Source organism: Gilliamella sp. ESL0405, assembly GCF_019469205.1.
In the GTDB taxonomy this organism is placed as follows: Bacteria; Pseudomonadota; Gammaproteobacteria; order Enterobacterales; family Orbaceae; genus Gilliamella.
The window spans coordinates 2,569,074-2,588,209 of the sequence record NZ_CP048265.1 but is presented as its reverse complement, the minus strand read 5'-3'; the positions used below and the strand labels follow the sequence as shown (position 1 = coordinate 2,588,209).

9 protein-coding genes, 1 tRNA gene and 3 rRNA genes are annotated in these 19,136 nt (G+C 41.5%); 4 read left to right on the top strand and 9 right to left on the bottom strand.

The annotated features are described in order from the left end of the window. The first annotated feature begins 105 nt into the window (after positions 1-105). The 4 genes from GYM74_RS11235 to rrf all read left to right on the top strand — a co-directional run bounded on the left by GYM74_RS11235 (position 106) and on the right by rrf (position 5,146). A 16S ribosomal RNA gene (locus GYM74_RS11235) occupies positions 106-1,643 on the top strand. A 53-nt stretch (positions 1,644-1,696) separates the two neighbouring features. Beyond that, positions 1,697-1,772, top strand: a tRNA-Glu gene (locus GYM74_RS11230). A gap of 205 nt (positions 1,773-1,977) precedes the next feature. Beyond that, positions 1,978-4,876 (top strand): 23S ribosomal RNA (locus GYM74_RS11225). 154 nt (positions 4,877-5,030) lie between these two features. Beyond that, positions 5,031-5,146: ribosomal RNA gene (gene rrf, locus GYM74_RS11220) — 5S ribosomal RNA — on the top strand. Together the 16S, 23S and 5S rRNA genes with 1 tRNA gene alongside form the textbook arrangement of a ribosomal RNA operon. Positions 5,147-6,150: 1,004 nt before the next feature. On the opposite strand, the gene GYM74_RS11215 is transcribed toward rrf, so the two are convergent. From GYM74_RS11215 to plsB, 9 genes are all read right to left on the bottom strand, one after another. Beyond that, complete coding sequence (locus GYM74_RS11215; RefSeq protein WP_220218293.1) at positions 6,151-6,945, bottom strand: ABC transporter ATP-binding protein; 795 nt, start codon at positions 6,943-6,945, stop codon at positions 6,151-6,153. A gap of 1 nt (position 6,946) precedes the next feature. Next, positions 6,947-7,891, bottom strand: coding sequence for an ABC transporter permease (locus GYM74_RS11210; protein ID WP_220218292.1), 945 nt, complete (start codon positions 7,889-7,891; stop codon positions 6,947-6,949). A gap of 59 nt (positions 7,892-7,950) precedes the next feature. Continuing rightward, a complete protein-coding gene (locus GYM74_RS11205) occupies positions 7,951-8,928 on the bottom strand; it encodes an ABC transporter substrate-binding protein (RefSeq protein ID WP_220218291.1) in 978 nt (325 codons plus the stop codon). A gap of 321 nt (positions 8,929-9,249) precedes the next feature. Next, entirely contained in the window at positions 9,250-10,212 is a 963-nt protein-coding gene (locus GYM74_RS11200; protein WP_220218290.1) for an ABC transporter substrate-binding protein, read from the bottom strand. 225 nt (positions 10,213-10,437) lie between these two features. Then, positions 10,438-11,346 carry a formate dehydrogenase accessory protein FdhE gene (gene fdhE, locus GYM74_RS11195; RefSeq protein WP_220218289.1) on the bottom strand — a complete coding sequence of 303 codons (909 nt, stop codon included), beginning with the start codon at positions 11,344-11,346 and terminating at the stop codon, positions 10,438-10,440. Positions 11,347-11,432: 86 nt separating this feature from the next. Continuing rightward, positions 11,433-12,134: a formate dehydrogenase subunit gamma gene (locus tag GYM74_RS11190; RefSeq protein ID WP_220218288.1), complete on the bottom strand. Its 702-nt coding sequence runs from the start codon at positions 12,132-12,134 to the stop codon at positions 11,433-11,435. After that, positions 12,127-13,101: a formate dehydrogenase subunit beta gene (fdxH, locus tag GYM74_RS11185; RefSeq protein WP_220218287.1), complete on the bottom strand. Its 975-nt coding sequence runs from the start codon at positions 13,099-13,101 to the stop codon at positions 12,127-12,129. Before fdxH ends, GYM74_RS11190 begins: the two co-directional genes overlap by 8 nt. 16 nt (positions 13,102-13,117) lie before the next feature. Then, on the bottom strand, positions 13,118-16,186 hold the full coding sequence (fdnG, locus tag GYM74_RS11180; protein ID WP_220218286.1) for a formate dehydrogenase-N subunit alpha: 3,069 nt from the start codon (positions 16,184-16,186) through the stop codon (positions 13,118-13,120). Positions 16,187-16,510: 324 nt separating this feature from the next. Next, the gene (gene plsB / locus GYM74_RS11175) at positions 16,511-18,937 is read right to left on the bottom strand and encodes a glycerol-3-phosphate 1-O-acyltransferase PlsB (protein WP_220218285.1); all 2,427 of its coding nucleotides are present in this window, start codon (positions 18,935-18,937) and stop codon (positions 16,511-16,513) included. Positions 18,938-19,136: the final 199 nt, after the last annotated feature.

The following is a 19,136-nucleotide window of genomic DNA, read 5'->3' as shown; positions in this document are numbered from 1 at the left end:
GAGACGAAAAATTAAAAGTCTACGGACTAAAAAATTAAGTCTTGATAAGTGACACTGAAGATTCATTTGAATAATGTCAGAGACAGTTATTGAGCATCAAACTTTAAATTGAAGAGTTTGATCATGGCTCAGATTGAACGCTGGCGGCAGGCTTAACACATGCAAGTCGAACGGTAACATGAGTGCTTGCACTTGATGACGAGTGGCGGACGGGTGAGTAAAGTATGGGGATCTGCCGAATGGAGGGGGACAACAGTTGGAAACGACTGCTAATACCGCATAAAGTTGAGAGACCAAAGCATGGGACCTTCGGGCCATGCGCCATTTGATGAACCCATATGGGATTAGCTAGTTGGTAGGGTAAAGGCTTACCAAGGCGACGATCTCTAGCTGGTCTGAGAGGATGACCAGCCACACTGGAACTGAGACACGGTCCAGACTCCTACGGGAGGCAGCAGTGGGGAATATTGCACAATGGGGGGAACCCTGATGCAGCCATGCCGCGTGTATGAAGAAGGCCTTCGGGTTGTAAAGTACTTTCGGTAATGAGGAAGGTGGTGTATCGAATAGGTGCATCAATTGACGTTAATTACAGAAGAAGCACCGGCTAACTCCGTGCCAGCAGCCGCGGTAATACGGAGGGTGCGAGCGTTAATCGGAATGACTGGGCGTAAAGGGCATGTAGGCGGATAATTAAGTTAGGTGTGAAAGCCCCGGGCTCAACCTGGGAACTGCACTTAAAACTGGTTATCTGGAGTATTGTAGAGGAAGGTAGAATTCCACGTGTAGCGGTGAAATGCGTAGAGATGTGGAGGAATACCGGTGGCGAAGGCGGCCTTCTGGACAGATACTGACGCTGAGATGCGAAAGCGTGGGGAGCAAACAGGATTAGATACCCTGGTAGTCCACGCTGTAAACGATGTCGATTTGGAGTTTGTTGCCTAGAGTGATGGGCTCCGAAGCTAACGCGATAAATCGACCGCCTGGGGAGTACGGCCGCAAGGTTAAAACTCAAATGAATTGACGGGGGCCCGCACAAGCGGTGGAGCATGTGGTTTAATTCGATGCAACGCGAAGAACCTTACCTGGTCTTGACATCCACAGAATCTTGCAGAGATGCGAGAGTGCCTTCGGGAACTGTGAGACAGGTGCTGCATGGCTGTCGTCAGCTCGTGTTGTGAAATGTTGGGTTAAGTCCCGCAACGAGCGCAACCCTTATCCTTTGTTGCCAGCGATTAGGTCGGGAACTCAAAGGAGACTGCCGTTGATAAAGCGGAGGAAGGTGGGGACGACGTCAAGTCATCATGGCCCTTACGACCAGGGCTACACACGTGCTACAATGGCGTATACAAAGGGAGGCGACCTCGCGAGAGCAAGCGGACCTCATAAAGTACGTCTAAGTCCGGATTGGAGTCTGCAACTCGACTCCATGAAGTCGGAATCGCTAGTAATCGTGAATCAGAATGTCACGGTGAATACGTTCCCGGGCCTTGTACACACCGCCCGTCACACCATGGGAGTGGGTTGCACCAGAAGTAGATAGCTTAACCTTCGGGAGGGCGTTTACCACGGTGTGGTCCATGACTGGGGTGAAGTCGTAACAAGGTAACCGTAGGGGAACCTGCGGTTGGATCACCTCCTTACGAAGCGCTCGTAAGTGTTCACACAGATTGTTTGTTTAAGAAGAAATAATTAAGTCCCCTTCGTCTAGAGGCCTAGGACATCGCCCTTTCACGGCGGTAACAGGGGTTCGAATCCCCTAGGGGACGCCATCAGATGAGATTATTTTTTCGGAAAAAATTATGTTTGTATTTACTTTTAAGAGTAAATAGAAAGATAAAGCTCTTTAACAATTAGGAACAAGCTGAAAGAAACGAGTTCTCGTTTTTACGGAAGGCATTTGTATGAAAGTATGAATGTAAAGAAGTAGAAAAGAGAAAAAAGCGTAATTGAAACCAAGACAACTGTGAGTTGTAAGGTTAAGAAATTAAGCGTACACGGTGGATGCCTAGGCAATCAGAGGCGATGAAGGACGTGTTAATCTGCGAAAAGCGACGGTGAGCCGATAAAAGGCGCTATAGCCGTTGATGTCCGAATGGGGAAACCCAGTGCAGGTGACTGCACTATCATCTGATGAATACATAGTCAGATGAGGCGAACCGGGAGAACTGAAACATCTAAGTACCCCGAGGAAAAGAAATCAACCGAGATTCCCAAAGTAGCGGCGAGCGAAATGGGAGGAGCCCAAGCGGGTAGCATAATGTATTAGTGGAAGCGTCTGGAAAGTCGCACGACAGAGGGTGAAAGTCCCGTACATGAAAATGCATTATGTGGAAGCTTATAGAGTAGGGCGGGACACGTGATATCCTGTCTGAAGATGGGGGGACCATCCTCCAAGGCTAAATACTCCTGATTGACCGATAGTGAACCAGTACCGTGAGGGAAAGGCGAAAAGAACCCCGGGAGGGGAGTGAAATAGACCCTGAAACCGTGTACGTACAATCAGTGGGAGCATGTACCGTTGGGTATGTGTGACTGCGTACCTTTTGTATAATGGGTCAGCGACTTATATTCTGTAGCAAGGTTAACCGAATAGGGGAGCCGAAGGGAAACCGAGTATTAACTGTGCGAAAAGTTGCAGGGTATAGACCCGAAACCCGGTGATCTAGCCATGGGCAGGTTGAAGGTTGGTTAACACTAACTGGAGGACCGAACCGACTAATGTTGAAAAATTAGCGGATGACCTGTGGCTGGGGGTGAAAGGCCAATCAAACCGGGAGATAGCTGGTTCTCCCCGAAAGCTATTTAGGTAGCGCCTCATGAGTAACTGTTGGGGGTAGAGCACTGTTTCGGCTAGGGGGCCATCCCGGCTTACCAACCCGATGCAAACTCCGAATACTGACAAGTTTAATCATGGGAGACACACGGCGGGTGCTAACGTTCGTCGTGAAGAGGGAAACAACCCAGACCGCCAGCTAAGGTCCCGAAGTCATAGTTAAGTGGGAAACGAAGTGGGAAGGCTTAGACAGCTAGGATGTTGGCTTAGAAGCAGCCATCATTTAAAGAAAGCGTAATAGCTCACTAGTCGAGTCGGCCTGCGCGGAAGATGTAACGGGGCTAAAACTATGCACCGAAGCTGCGGCAGTGCACGAAAGTGTATTGGGTAGGGGAGCGTTCTGTAAGCCGTAGAAGGTGTGTTGTGAGGCATGCTGGAGGTATCAGAAGTGCGAATGCTGACATAAGTAACGATAAAGCGGGTGAAAAGCCCGCTCGCCGGAAGACCAAGGGTTCCTGTCCAACGTTAATCGGGGCAGGGTGAGTCGACCCCTAAGGAGAGGCCGAAGGGCGTATCTGATGGGAAACGGGTTAATATTCCCGTACTGGCTGTAACTGCGATGGGGGGACGAAGAAGGCTAGGTTTACCACCTATTGGATGGTGGGTTAAGCGTGTAGGGGTGTGATTAGGCAAATCCGGTCACTGAGACCCTGAGGCGTGATGACGAGCTACTAAGGTAGTGAAGTAATTGATGCCCTGCTTCCAGGAAAATCCTCTAAGCTTCAGGTTACAGTTAATCGTACCCGAAACCGACACAGGTGGTCAGGTAGAGAATACTCAGGCGCTTGAGAGAACTCGGGTGAAGGAACTAGGCAAAATGGTGCCGTAACTTCGGGAGAAGGCACGCTGACGGTAATTGAAATCCCGCGCGGACGTAGGTGAAATCAGTCGAAGATACCAGCTGGCTGCAACTGTTTAATAAAAACACAGCACTGTGCAAACACGAAAGTGGACGTATACGGTGTGACGCCTGCCCGGTGCTGGAAGGTTAATTGATGGGGTTATGCGTAAGCAGAAGCTCTTGATCGAAGCCCCAGTAAACGGCGGCCGTAACTATAACGGTCCTAAGGTAGCGAAATTCCTTGTCGGGTAAGTTCCGACCTGCACGAATGGCGTAATGATGGCCAGGCTGTCTCCACCCGAGACTCAGTGAAATTGAAATTGCCGTGAAGATGCGGTGTACCCGTGGCAAGACGGAAAGACCCCGTGAACCTTTACTATAGCTTGACAGTGAACATTGAGCCTTAATGTGTAGGATAGGTGGGAGACTATGAAGCATGCACGCCAGTGTGTGTGGAGTCATCCTTGAAATACCACCCTTTAATGTTTGATGTTCTAACCTGTACTTCTGAATCGAGGTAAGGGACACTGTCTGGTGGGTAGTTTGACTGGGGCGGTCTCCTCCCAAAGAGTAACGGAGGAGCACGAAGGTTAGCTAATCCTGGTCGGACATCAGGAGGTTAGTGCAATGGCAAAAGCTAGCTTGACTGCGAGAGTGACGGCTCGAGCAGGTACGAAAGTAGGTCATAGTGATCCGGTGGTTCTGAATGGAAGGGCCATCGCTCAACGGATAAAAGGTACTCCGGGGATAACAGGCTGATACCGCCCAAGAGTTCATATCGACGGCGGTGTTTGGCACCTCGATGTCGGCTCATCACATCCTGGGGCTGAAGTAGGTCCCAAGGGTACGGCTGTTCGCCGTTTAAAGTGGTACGCGAGCTGGGTTTAGAACGTCGTGAGACAGTTCGGTCCCTATCTGCCATGGGCGTAGGAAAATTGAGAGGGTTTGCTTCTAGTACGAGAGGACCGAAGTGAACGCACCGCTGGTGTTCGGGTTGTGATGCCAATTGCATTGCCCGGTAGCTACGTGCGGAATAGATAAGTGCTGAAAGCATCTAAGCACGAAACTAGCCTCGAGATGAGTTTTCCCTGAAGAGATTCAGTAAGGTCCGTTTGAGACTAAGACGTAGATAGGTCAGGTGTGTAAGTGTAGTGATACATTGAGCTAACTGATACTAATGAACCGAGAGTCTTAACCTTACAACTCGGAGTTGTTTTGGATTACGTGAAGTTGAAAGAGTAAGAACTCATCGAAAGGTGATGAAAGATTGATAAAACAGTTTGTTCCGGATTGAGCGATTGATGCAGACATGCGATAATGCGCATCAGTTGAAGAAGGAGAAGACAGAATATGTCTGGCGGTAATAGCGCGGTGGTCCCACCTGACCCCATGCCGAACTCAGAAGTGAAACGCCGTAGTGCCGATGGTAGTGTGGGTATTACCCATGTGAGAGTAGGGTGCCGCCAGACTTTTAAATTAGAGCGAAAGCCCAGCAGAGATGCTGGGCTTTTTTGCTATTTGTTGTTGCCAATCTAGATATGAATAGATTATTAATTTGATTACATAAAAACATCGGATAACCAATTAGTCATCACTATTTTCCCAAATTATCGTTCACATTAACTTTTGTGGTTTCCCGCATAATTAACATTTAATTGGATATTTCTCAATTACTCAATTATTCAATTATTCAATTATTCAATTATTCAATTATTCAATTATTCAATTAATCAATTAATCAATTAATCAATTAATCAATTAATCAATTACCTAATTAACCAATACCCAATTATCCTATTTCTATTTTTTTATGTCTCAAATATAGTTCATTTAAATTAAGACAAATCTATGTCATGCTTATGATAACTACCAATAAGACGAATGGCTGTAAAAGTAAACTACTAACTATTCATTGTTGCACGTTTAAGATCTTGTCAGTATATAGTATTAGATCTGTCATTAAATAAACTCACATTCAAAAGTGTATTTATTTGGGTTAGCTAAAGTGATTACCGGCACAAAGAGAAAGGCATATTATTGGAACAATAAGGCATGGGCTTTTGATATTGATAAATATGTCTTAGAGGCAATTTATGAACTTACTTTAATGAGAGTTTATAAAGATTTGGTTCTGATAACGGTGAGTGTATAAGATCATCATTGAAAAACCGTCAGCTAGAGAAAAAATTTAAAAGAATAGAGAGAATGTATTTATTTTGGTTAGCTAAAGTGATTACAGGCACAAAGAGAAAGGCATATTGTTGGAATAATAAGGTGTGAGTTTTAGATGTTGATAAATATGTCTTAGAGGCAATCTATCTACTTACTTAGATCAGAGTTTATGAGGTTTAGTTTTGATAACGGTGAGCGTATAAGATCGTCATTGAAAATACGTCAGTTAGATAAAAAATTTAAAGGAATAGAGAGTAGCAAGCAATATTTCCGGTAGAAATATTGCTTATTATATGAAGGATTAACCTAATAGTAAGGCATCGTCGGTAACTTTCTCACCACGGGTTTTTTCAAACATTTCAAGCAAGTCTGTGACCGTTAATTTACTTCTTTCTTCTCCTGATACATCAAGCACAACCTGTCCTTGATGAAGCATTACTGTTCTGTTTCCATACTCTAAAGCTTGTTTCATTGAATGGGTAACCATCATTGTGGTTAATTGATTTTGACCAACAATTTCATTAGTTAGTTCTAAAACAAACTGTGCCGTTTTAGGATCAAGGGCGGCAGTATGTTCATCAAGTAACAGTAATTTTGAAGGTTGTAAAGTCGACATTAGCAAGCTGACCGCTTGTCTTTGACCGCCAGAAAGCAAACCCATCATATCGGACAGGCGATTTTCAAGTCCTAAGTTCAAAGTAGCTAGCTTGTCTTTAAAAATTGCACGAAGTTTACCATTTAATGCCGGGATTAATCTAAATCTATGACCACGGTTATAAGCAATGGCTAGATTTTCTTCTATAGTTAAGTTCTCACAAGTACCGACCATAGGATCTTGAAAAACTCGGGCAACCATACCCGCTCTTTTCCAAGCTGGGCAACGGGTAACATCCTGATCGTTGATAATAATATGTCCTGAATCAGCAAATAAATCACCACTTATAACATTAAGTAACGAGCTTTTACCTGCACCATTACTACCAATAATAGTAACAAATTCACCTTTGCGGACGTTAAGATTTAATCCTCGTAAAACATGATTTTCAATCGGTGTTCCTTGATTAAAAGTTAATTGTATATCGCTAACCTTAATCATGTTAACTTCCTCTTTTCTTTGAACGTTTTTGCAACTGCTTAGGTAACACCAGCGCAAGGACAACTAAAATTGCTGTAATAAGATTTAAATCTTCCGTTCCAACGCCAATATCTTGTAAGAATTGATTGCTAAGGGCAAAGGCAATAAATAAACGATATAAAATAGAGCCAAAAATAACCGCTAGCATCACTGCCCATATACGTTTGGTTGGAAAGATACTTTCACCAATAATAATCGAAGCAAGACCTATCACAATTGTTCCAACACCTATAGTAATATCGGCACCACCTTGAGTTTGAACAAATAAAGAGCCGCCTAATGCGATTAGACCATTGGATATTGCCATGCCAAGAATAGTGATACTGCCGGTTGGAATTCCTTGCGATTTTGCCATTCGGGGATTTGTACCGGTCGCCCTTAATGCTAAACCTTTTTGAGTATTTAAAAATAGATTCAGTAATACCCAAAATACCACAACAAAAGCAAGTACCATTAAAGGTTGTACGATGTATTGATTACTATAATCTTCCGCAATAAATGGCGAGAATATTGTTTTAGCATCCAATAATGAAAGATTTGGTGAGCCTGCTAATCTAGGTGTTTCACCCATAACATATGGACCAATACCTAAGATCCGCAGATTGATCGAATAAAGCCCAATCATCACTATAATACTTGAGAGTAATTGTAAAATATTGAGTTTAACGTACAGTAAACCTGTCATCGCACCCGCTAAGCAGCCAGCAAGCATACCAAGCAAGGTTGCAATCCATGGATCGATACCAACATAGATACATAATCCACAAACTGCGCCCCCTAGCGGAAAGCTTGCATCAGCGGTTAAATCGGGAAAATCAAGTAAACGGAAGGAGATAAATACACCTAAACTCACAAGGGCATAAATAAGTCCAATTCCAATTGAGCCTAATAAAAATTCAAAAGACATGAAAAGATCCATTAAAAGTAACCGCCAAAATTGGCGGTTTAGTTAATAAGAATAAACAGTTATTTTTCAATAATATTTTCTGCTGATTTTAACACCTCTTCTGACAATGTGATTCCTTGTCGTTCAGCAGCTTTTTTATTAATTGTTAATTGTGTGATATTTCCCACTTGCGGCGGAATATCACCGGGTTTTTCACCATTTAGTATTCGAATAACAATTTTACCAGCTTGACGGCCAAGATCATAATAGCTCATACCTAAAGCGGCAATAGCTCCACGCTCTGCTGATTCAGGGTTTGAGGCAATAAGAGGGATTTTGCTTTCGTTAGCAACCTTAGCCAAAGCTTCATAGGCAGAAACCACATTGTTATCGGTGGTAGTATAGATCAAATCGACTTTACCTTTCAAACTTCTGGCTGCAGTAGAAATATCTGAAGTGCGTTGTGCCGGGGCGGCTATGATTTTCATTCCACGTTTTTCTAACGCTATTTGAAGCTCTTTTAAAATGATTGTCGAATTCACTTCGCTAGGGCTATAGACGTAGCCAATATTTTTCGCATCGGGTTTAATTTTCAACATCAGATCAATTTGTGAATCGAGTGAAAGCGCATCAGATACGCCCGTTACATTTGTTTTTGATGCTTCCCAACTGGTTGTTAATTTAGCGGCAACCGGATCGGTAACGGCGGTAAACACAATTGGGATAAGTTTTGTTGTGGCAACTAACGCTTGTGAACTTGGTGTTGCGATGCCAACAATCACATCCGGTTTACTTGCCGCAAACTGCTTGGCAATTTGAGCAGCATTAGCACTACTACCTTGTGCACTTAAAAACTGCAATTTAAGATTTTTACCTGCAATATAACCGTTGTCTTTTAATTCATCTTCAACACCTTTTCGCACATTATCTAATGCCGGGTGTTCAACAATAGCGGTGATAGCTACATTTTTTTGCTCATCATTTGTTTCTGCGGAAGATGAGAAAGCCATAATGGATAAGCTTAATAACATACAAAATTTTATAATCGTATTACGCATAAGGTGCTCCTGTAAGAATTATTTTACAATTAAGCGATTAATAGATTTACTATAAAGCAAAAACAGATAATTTTCTAGAAAAAAAGAACAGTAATGGTGTAAATAATTTATTACACACTATGAGTGGGGGATAGCAAAAACGCAATCTATTATTGGTAGATTAAATAACACCAATTTAAGCGCATCATCAACTTTATGGGATAAGTTAAGATTAGTGAAGTGAATCAGGGGGGGGACTATAAGTTATACTTTGCTCAGTTTTGTGAGCAAAGTATAAAAGATATTGATAATGTTCGCGCCTGGTTATCGCTTAGTTATCAATTAGTTATCGCCAATGACTTTATAAGCCGACTCGATAATTTGGGGAGAAAGAGTGATCCCTTGTTTTTTCGCCGCTTGGGTATTTATAACAAGGCGTAATGCTTCACCTATTTCTGGTTTGATATCGCCAGCTTTTTCGCCTTTCAAAATCCGCACAACAAGTTTCCCGGATTGACGCCCAACATCATAATAACTCATGCCGTATGCCGCAACGGCACCACGTTCAATCGCATCGGGGAAAGATGCTAACAATGGAATTTTATTTTCATTAGCGAATTTTACTAAAGAATCATAAGCAGAAACCACATTATTATCAGTGGTCGTATAGATAAGATCAACTTTACCTTTTAGGGTATTTGCAGCAGTTGAAATATCGGCTGTTCGTTGTGCTGGCACGGCGACTAAAGCGATATTGTGTTTAGTTAACTCAGCTTGTAAATTTTTTAATACGACAGTGGAGTTAATTTCGTTTGGGCTATAAATATACCCAACTGATTTAACGTTAGGGACAATTTTTTTCATGAAATCGACCTGTGGCACAATTTCTTGATAATCCGACACGCCCGTAATATTGGTGCCACTTGGTTGCCAATCTTTTATTAATTTTGCCGCTATCGGATCGGTGATCCCAGCAAAAACAACCGGAATTTGTTTCGTTGCCGCCGCAGTAGCTTGAGCACTTGGCGTTGCGATTGCGACAATTACATCGGGTTTAGCTGCAACAAATTGTCTGGCTATTTGGGCTGCGGTAGCGCTACTTCCTTGCGCACTTTTATATTGAACTTTTAGATCTTGGTCTAATTTAAAGCCACTTTCTACTAATTCGTCTTTAACGCCATCACGAATCTGATCTAACGAAGGGTGTTCAACAATCGCCGTTATAGCGACATTTTTAACCGTATTTGCCGAACTGAAAAATGGCGCAATGATTAACATAACAAACAATAAAAAATAACGTTTCATAGATTACACTCATAAACTAGTACAGTGGTTCTAATTCTAGTCTTATTATTTGCAAATGTTAAGTTGTATTTTATTTTTATTTACTTTGTACTTAATTAAGATAACAGGGTCTTCTCACGATTATTTGTCGATCAGCTATCATCGGATGTTGAATAACCAAATACAATTGGCAAACATCTAATCGTTGACTGATGTTTAATAGCAATAATATAAAGCAATCAACGATTAGTTACCAAAAATAAACGGATTGATCCCACTTTTAGCAAATCCTTCTTCTTCGGTTTTTATATCTAAAATTAATGAAGCGATATCATCAGCAATCACTTCTAAATGTGGGTCTTTATCTTGATCAAAGATTTTCAGATAGCTTTGACAAGCATGACAACATTCCGTTTTAATTGCGGCTAATGTATTATCCAGTGAAAAATATTCTATATGTTGTAAATCATCACAACTGGTACATTTTACTCGTGGCACATACCACTCGCTTTCACACAAACTACAATGTAAGTAACGTAAACCATTATTACCGCCAATTTGAATGACACTTGCCACCGGCATACTATTACAAACAGGACATAACCAACTGTTATCGGTATTTTCCGCAACCGCTTTACCTTTAATTTGGCTAGCTAACTGGCAATAGTAAAGCGAAAGCGCCGACCAAATAAATATCGATTCATTACCTTCTACCTTATTGAGCTTACCATTGAGTAAATAAAGCGCTTTTTGCTGTAGTTGCTCAGCACTATTTTTAAGCAGTGACTCAATGACCAAGGTAATTTGCGGGGTTGTGTCGGAAATGGCTTGTAACAATTGATTTAAATATTTTTGCCACACATCGCTTAATGGTAAATTTTTTAAACTTAATGGTGGATTATCGTTATTTAACGGGATTGATTGGTGAAGCTCAACTGGTTGTTGTTTTACTAAATTAGCTTGTTGCTGGGCTATTTGAAGACAGAAATTTAAATAATCACTAAATGGGCTTTTTTGGGCTAATGCTTGTAAACGTTCTACTCGATGAGTATAAAGCGTTTTTGCAGAAGGATAAAAAACTAACGGGATTTGTTTAATAATTGAATTGAAATTGTGTTGTTCGAGTTGTGCTTGTGGGACAATTTTTATACTCATTATTGCTTACCTGTAATTGATATATTAACCATGATTTATTGTCAATTAAGAAACTTCCGCCGACAGGTATCAGCGGATGGTTTTAATTATATTTCAGCCGGTTTTTGATCACTTTGCGTTGCCTGCTCAGTTTTGCTGTTTGAATTTTCTTTCAGTTCTTGTTGATAAAGCTGTTGCATTTCCTCCTCATACCATGCTGAGTGATTTTTACGTGCCCATGCTCTTGATACATAACCTGTAATCATCCCTTTGATCGAGCCTTTCACCCAAATAGCCATATAAGCGTGACCGATAGCAAGTAGAATTAAAGCGATTGCGGCAAGTGAATGGAAAAATATCGCAATACGGACAATATAAACCGGGAAATAATCTGAAACGTATCTACGCCACATGATCATACCGGTAATAAACAAGACCGAAATTAAGCCCATAATGCACCAGAATAAAAACTTTTGCCCGATATTGTATTTGCCTATCGGAATGCCTTCTTCTTTACCCATAATGACGCTTTTGAAGTTTTTAATCCAAATAATATCGTTTTTATTGGGGATGTTATGATGAGCCAGTTTTAAAAACATAAACATCAACAGTACAAAAACAACACAACCAATAATTGGATGTAATGCCCTAACTAATTGTGGTGTTCCGAGCACTAAGCTAAATAGTTTAATCGACGGAAAAAACAAAGATAAACCTGAAAGCGCAGTTAAAATAAACAAGCACACCATACACCAGTGGCAAAAGCGAACAATAAGTGGTGTTCTTAATATCATTCCTTTTTTATTCATGGTGATTCTCCTGTTGTGATGAATCGATACTATTTTTTCGACCAAAAATAGGTAGGCCTAAACGTTTTCTTGCTTGTTGATCGGCTTGTTTTTCGTGTTCAATATCATCTTCATCTACTTCAATTGCACCGACACCCATATAATGGAATAGTAATCCACCAAATGTGGCAACAAAGGCCGCAGCCGAAATCGGCTTCCAGACACCTTTCCAAAATTTAACAACGTCACTGATATGCGGATCTTTCGGTAAACCGTGATAAAGTTCTGGCTGATCAGCATGATGTAACACATACATAACATGCGTACCACCCACACCTTGAGGATCATAAAGCCCGGCATGCTCAAATCCACGTTTTTTCAGATCTTCAATACGATGCTCAGCATGGCGAATCATATCTTGCTTAGTACCAAAATGAATGGCGCCGGTTGGGCAGGTTTTGACACACGCCGGCTCTTGACCCACTGAAACCCGATCGACACATAACGTACATTTATAGGAGTGATTATCTTCTTTACTGACTCTTGGAATGTTAAATGGACAACCGGCCATACAGTAGCCACAGCCAATACAGTGTTCTGACTGAAAATCAACGATACCGTTGGCATATTGTATAATTGCCCCTTCTGAAGGGCAGGCTTTTAAACAGCCCGGATCGGAACAGTGCATACAACCATCTTTGCGTATTAACCATTCGAATTTACCATTTACTTCCACTTCCGAATAGCGCATAACCGTCCACGCTTTGGGTGCTAAATCAGCGGGATTATCATAAACACCAACGGTATGACCAACTTCAGCGCGTAAATCATTCCATTCGCTACACGCAACTTGGCAGGCTTTACAGCCGATGCAAGTTGTGACATCGATTAATTTGGCTACCTCTTGCTGGTAGTCCCGAGCTCGTGGCGCCGGTGTTAAAGCATTGGTTGCTGAGCGGCGAATAATATCTTGAGTTTGTAATGACATAACTAAATCTTCCTCCCTATGCCGCTGTGGTAACTTTTTCGATATTGACTAAAAACGATTTATACTCCGGCGTTTGTGAATTAGCATCGCCTAAGTGCGGTGTTAACTCATTGACCAAAAATCCTTTTTTCGTCTGGCCGGTAAATCCCCATACAATAGGAATGCCAATAGTTTCGATCTCTTTACCGTCAACTGTTAAAGTTGGCAGGCGTTTAGTGACAACTGCTTTAGCCTTGATATAGCCTCGATATGAAGTGACTTTAACCATATCGCCCAGTTTTATGCCTTTTTTACTTGCTAAATTCTCGCTAAGTTCAATAAATTGCTCTGGTTGCGTAATGGAGGCTAGCCTTGCATGTTGAGTCCAAAAATGGAAGTGTTCAGTAATACTGTAAGTGGTGCCGACATAAGGGAAATCATTGGCGCTACCTAAGCGAGCTAAATCTTCTTTAAATACTCTCGCAACCGGACTACTGACTTGTTTGGGGTGCATAGGGTTATTTGAAATTGGTGTTTCAAACGGTTCATAATGCTCCGGGAAAGGTCCGTCAACTAACCGATTTAAGCAAAATAATCCGCCTAAACCGTCGTTATTCATAATAAATGCGCCAGCGCCTGAACTCGGTGGTAATGTAGCGGTAAAATCGGCGACATCATTACCCACCCAACTTGAACCATTCCATTTAACTAATACCCGTTTAGGATCCCATGGATTACCATTCTCATCAGCAGAAGCACGGTTATACAGTACTCGGCGATTCATTGGCCATGCCCATGCCCAGCCAGCATGCACACCTTTACCGGACGGATCGCTAGGATCTCGCCGCGCCATTTGGTTGCCTTGTTCAGTCCATGAGCCACAGAAAATCCAAATACCCGAAGAGGTGGTACCGTCGGCTTTTAATTGAGCAAATCCGCTCAATAATTGTCCTTTTTTCAGCACCACATTGCCATTAGCATCGGTGAGATCGGCTAGTGCTCGACCATTACACTCTTTGGCTAACTCTTCGGCTGCTGGTCCTTCTGGTTCTTGATAATCCCAGGTTAGATTATCGATAGCTTCATGATAAGCTCCACCTTCAAGGGCATATAGCTCTTTAATTCTTAAATAGATACGAGCAATGATTTCCGGATCGTAAAGGGATTCATATGGAGGCCTTGCCGCCGCCCAGTGCCATTGTAACAAGCGTGAAGAGTTAACGATTGTGCCGTTTTCTTCAGCAAAACAGTTCGAAGGTAGCCTAAAGACTTCAGTTTGGATTTTGCTAGAATCAACATCGTTAGACTCACCATGATTTTTCCAAAATTCGGCTGTTTCGGTTGGTAGCGGGTCTATGCTCACTAAAAATTTTAAATTAGATAACCCTTCACGAATGCTGTTTTTATCCGGTAAAGCCGCAAGTGGATTAAAGCCTTGGCAGATAAAACCATTAGCTTGGCCGTCACGCATCATTTTACTAAATCGCAACATGTCGTAAGTTTGATCCCACTTAGGTAGCCAATCAAATCCCCAATTATTCTCTTTTGTGGCTTTATCGCCATACATGGATTTCATAAAGCTGATAAAGAATTTAGGATAATTCCCCCAAAAATTGACCTCGTTGGGACCAAGCGGTTTTGGGGTTTTTTCATCTAAATACTGCTCAAGTGAAACTTGCGATTCTTTTGGTAAATCAAGATAAGCTGGCAGGCGATTGGATAGCAAGCCTACATCGGTTAAACCTTGAATGTTAGAGTGTCCACGCAAGGCATTAATGCCTCCGCCCATAACGCCAATATTACCTAAAATGAGTTGAATCATTGCCGCTGTGCGGATAATTTGGGTGCCATAAGTGTGTTGTGTCCAACCTAACGCATATAAAAATGTCGCAGCTCTATCATTGGTTTTGGTGCTAGCTAAAGAACGACAAACGTGTAAAAAATTGTCAATCGGGCTACCGGTTATTTGATTAACCATTTCCGGCGTATAGCGGCTGACATGTTTTTTAAGCAGATTCCAAACACAACGCGGATGGCTAAGGGTTTTATCTCTTAAGGCGTAGCCATTGCCATCTTTTTGGTAAGCCCAACTGGTCTGATCATACTGACGATTAGCCGCATCATAACCACTAAATAGTCCGGAAGCTTCATCAAAATTAAAATCATCCCGAACCAGTAAGCTGGCATTACTATGGGTGACTAAATAGTCAAAATTAACTTCGTTATGCGTGATCAGATAATTAATCACTCCAAGTAAAAAAGCAATATCAGAGCCGGAGCGAATGGGGACATAATGGTCAGCTACCGAAGCTGTTCGATGAAACCGTGGATCAATAGCAATCAGTTCGGCGCCATTTGAAATTTTTGCTTCAATAGCCCATTTAAAGCCAACCGGGTGCGCTTCAGCCGCATTACCGCCCATAACAATAACCACATTGGCATTTTTAATATCATTCCAATTGTTGGTCATTGCGCCACGACCATAGGTTGCCGCTAAGCTTGATACCGAAGGACCATGACAGACCCTAGCTTGCGTTTCAAGGCTTAACATACCCAGTGAACGGGCAATTTTAAACGCTAACCAACCAGTTTCATTACTGGCTGCTGAGGTCACCGCCCAACCGGTTGTTGTCCAGCGATTAACGGTGGTACCTTGTTTATTTTTCTCGATAAAATTTTTGTCACGGTCAGCTTTCATTAAGCGAGCGATACGGTCTATTGCGTCATCCCAACTAATGCGTTGCCACTTATCAGAGCCTGGCGCTCGATATTCCGGATATTTAACCCGTTGCTCGCTTTTAATATAATCGAGCACACCAGCACCTTTCGGACAAAGAGAACCTCGACTCACCGGATGATCAGGATCGCCTTCAATATGAAAAATCGAAGACTCGGCATTTTTAGCACCATCCCCACGACTATAGAGCAACATGCCACATCCTACCGAACAATAGGTGCAGTTATTGCGTGTTTCTTTTGATTTTAATAGTTTATATTGGCGAGTTTGTGCAAGCGCTACATTGGGCGCAAATCCCAACGTAGCAACCGTTGTTCCTGCCATGCCACCAGCACAGATCTTAAAGAACTGTCTACGGTTAAATAGCATATGAACTCCTTAAAAAGCTGACATTACATTATTAAATTTATTATGTTGGAAGCAGTAAAAAACATCCCTATTAATTGTAATGATAATATTTAATTGACCGGAAATAAAGGGAAAAACAAGTGCAAAAATGTAAAGTTTTGACATATGTCAAATAAATGGGGCTGAATTAATGAAAAAAATAGAAATCTGTTGAATAATCTCGATTATTCATGCAAAAAATTAAGATTTAAGCTGTGTTTTAGTGTAAAAAAATGAAGTATTGTATTATTGTCTTGCTCATGGGAAGTTCATGAGCAAGATTATCCAAAATAGGCGTTAATTTATCTACTTATCAAGTGGATTAATTTCATCAATCGTTTGCATCACTCGGGCGGTGATAAGAGGTTTAAGAATGTTATTCATTGCCTCAATTTTCGGCAAGTTAGCATCGCCTTTATCATCTAAATAACCCTGTTCTCGCATTGAACTGACCAATGCTGAAAAAACACCTTTATCGAAAAATTCAGGTGCATTAATACCATGTAAAACTGATAATCTTTCAGCAATAAGGCGTGCTTCTTTCTCTAGCGTGCCTCGGCTAATGCTTGGATCTTTTTGCAATAATGAAAAAGCAATAACGTAACGCTGTAATGTATCTTTAGAAGATGAAGAGAGTAATTGCAATCCCGACATTTTTAAATAATTCAATGTTAATTTATCCGGAGAATAACTGATCAAATTCAACTCAGCATAAGCGTCAATGATCTGATGAACATATTGAGTTAATTGCTCATCGTTATGATAAAGAAACAGTTCCGATTTAATTAACGGGAACAGCAATTTCACTTGCTCAACAACCTCTTGTGATGAGATTCGATTATGCTTTAACAGAATTCTGGCAACAATGGCTGGAATAATTAACAAATGTTGAATATTGTTGCGGTAATACGTCATTAAAATGGCTTGTTCGGCTGTAAGCCCAACAATTTCACCCGCTTCATCGGTTGTGATGACAAATTTACCCATTTGTTTAGCATGCTCGAATAACTCTTCGGGCGTCTGATCGGGAATGGTTATCAAATCCGAATAAGGAATGCTTTTAAATAGTTTAATCAAATAACTGATATGCTCAAGCAATCTCACTTTAGTTAGCGCTCGTTGATCGGCTGCTAATAAGATCGAGCAACATAAGTTCATTGCATTAATTGCCGCTGATGAGTTAATGCGCTCCATAATCTCTTTAGCCAACAAATTGGTTGTCGGTGTCAGCCAGTTCGGGCGCACTGTGCCGGTTGGTTCGATAGCATCTCGCCATTGCGGAACTTGTTGCGTTAAAAATTGGTTTAAAGGTATAGGGTGGCCAAAATTGACATAACCATAACCCAATTTTTTCAGTTTTAAAAAGGCTTTAATGGTGCGCCATAAACTCTCTTTCTTTTTTTGAGCGCCACGCAGTTCATTGGCATAAGTGGCAACTTCTAAAACATGCTCGTAGCCGATATAGACCGGAACAATAGTGATCGGCCTTGCATCGCCACGCAAAAGTGTTTGAACGGTCATCATTAACATACCCGTTTTCGGATCGAGCAATCGACCGGTACGTGAGCGGCCGCCCTCGATAAAGTATTCAACCGCATAACCACGGATAAATAGTTCAGCAAGATATTCCCGAAAAACAGAAGTATAAAGTTTATTGCCTCGAAACGAACGTCGGATAAAAAATGCCCCCAATCGTCTAAAAATCGGACCTGCAGGCCAGAAATTGAGATTAATACCAGCGGCAATATGTGGTGGCACTAATCCTTGACGATACAGAACATAGGATAATAACAGGTAATCCATATGGCTTCGATGACAAGGTGCGTAGACAATTTCATGACCATTTTGAGCCAGTTCTCGCACCGGGTCAGCATTGGTAACTTTTAAGCCTTGATAGAGCCTATTCCATGCCCAAGTCAGTACAAAATCGGTGATACGCAGCATTCGGTAAGAAAAGTTAGCGGCAATCTCATTTAACATCGCTAACGCATTTCTTTGCGCTTTCTCTTGACTGATATTTTTACTTTTCGCCTCTTCTTCAATCGCTTCAGCTAATCCCGGTTTTTTAAGTAAACCGTTGAGCATCTCTTGTCTGACCGGCAATTTAGGTCCGACCGAAGCCATTCTCTGTTTAGCAAAATGAATTCGGGCAACACGAGCCAATTTATGAGCTAATACCGAAATATCTTGCTGCTTATCATTCTGTAAAGCTTTAAACGATACTGTACGGGAAAAACGGGTATAGCAGTCTCGACCTGAAACAATGATTTTATATAATTTATAAGTTGCGCCAAGCACTTGCAACGTAGGTTTCTTTTTACCTTCTTTATCCGGGCTACGTCCAAACATAACCGAAACAGGTAACATTTGGATATCCAGATCTTCATTTTGCTGATGCGCCGAAATATAGTCTTTTAAAATATCGATAGACATATTTTGCAGCTGGTTAGAAGCAAAAAAGCCAGGACCTTTATCAATATAGATAAAAGCCGGCACAATTTTGCCATTAATATCGATGCCTTTTAATGGATCAGGTAAATCATAACGTAAACACAGCGAACGAACGACCATTAAATCGATCTGAGAGTTATAAGGTAGTACATATAAGATAGGTCTATTGGTATCCAAATCTAATTCAGTAATTGGATCGGTCGGAATCGGTTTGCTTTTGACAAAAAGCTTAACCGGGATCTGAATTAGTGACAAATAGATTTTAGTCCACCAAGGAAACATAAAGATAAACCTCTTAATTTACTGCTAATGATATACTTAAATAACTTAAGGTTAATTCGCCAACCCGATATGAAATGAGCGTTTAAGCCATAAAAAATTATTAGCTCTCATTATTTTCAATCAGAGAGCCTAATTAAGTATATACTTGTTAAAGTTCAACCGTAAGCAAATTTGCACAATCTTTCAGCTATGTGCGTTC

What these genes read in the sequence shown, in the direction of transcription:
- GYM74_RS11190 (WP_220218288.1), bottom strand. Translation starts at nt 12,134, where the DNA reads ATGAATAAAAAAGGAATGATATTAAGAACACCACTTATTGTTCGCTTT.
- GYM74_RS11210 (WP_220218292.1), bottom strand. Translation starts at nt 7,891, where the DNA reads ATGTCTTTTGAATTTTTATTAGGCTCAATTGGAATTGGACTTATTTAT.
- GYM74_RS11215 (WP_220218293.1), bottom strand. Translation starts at nt 6,945, where the DNA reads ATGATTAAGGTTAGCGATATACAATTAACTTTTAATCAAGGAACACCG.
- fdhE (WP_220218289.1), bottom strand. Translation starts at nt 11,346, where the DNA reads ATGAGTATAAAAATTGTCCCACAAGCACAACTCGAACAACACAATTTC.
- fdnG (WP_220218286.1), bottom strand. Translation starts at nt 16,186, where the DNA reads ATGCTATTTAACCGTAGACAGTTCTTTAAGATCTGTGCTGGTGGCATG.
- plsB (WP_220218285.1), bottom strand. Translation starts at nt 18,937, where the DNA reads ATGTTTCCTTGGTGGACTAAAATCTATTTGTCACTAATTCAGATCCCG.
- fdxH (WP_220218287.1), bottom strand. Translation starts at nt 13,101, where the DNA reads ATGTCATTACAAACTCAAGATATTATTCGCCGCTCAGCAACCAATGCT.
- GYM74_RS11205 (WP_220218291.1), bottom strand. Translation starts at nt 8,928, where the DNA reads ATGCGTAATACGATTATAAAATTTTGTATGTTATTAAGCTTATCCATT.
- GYM74_RS11200 (WP_220218290.1), bottom strand. Translation starts at nt 10,212, where the DNA reads ATGAAACGTTATTTTTTATTGTTTGTTATGTTAATCATTGCGCCATTT.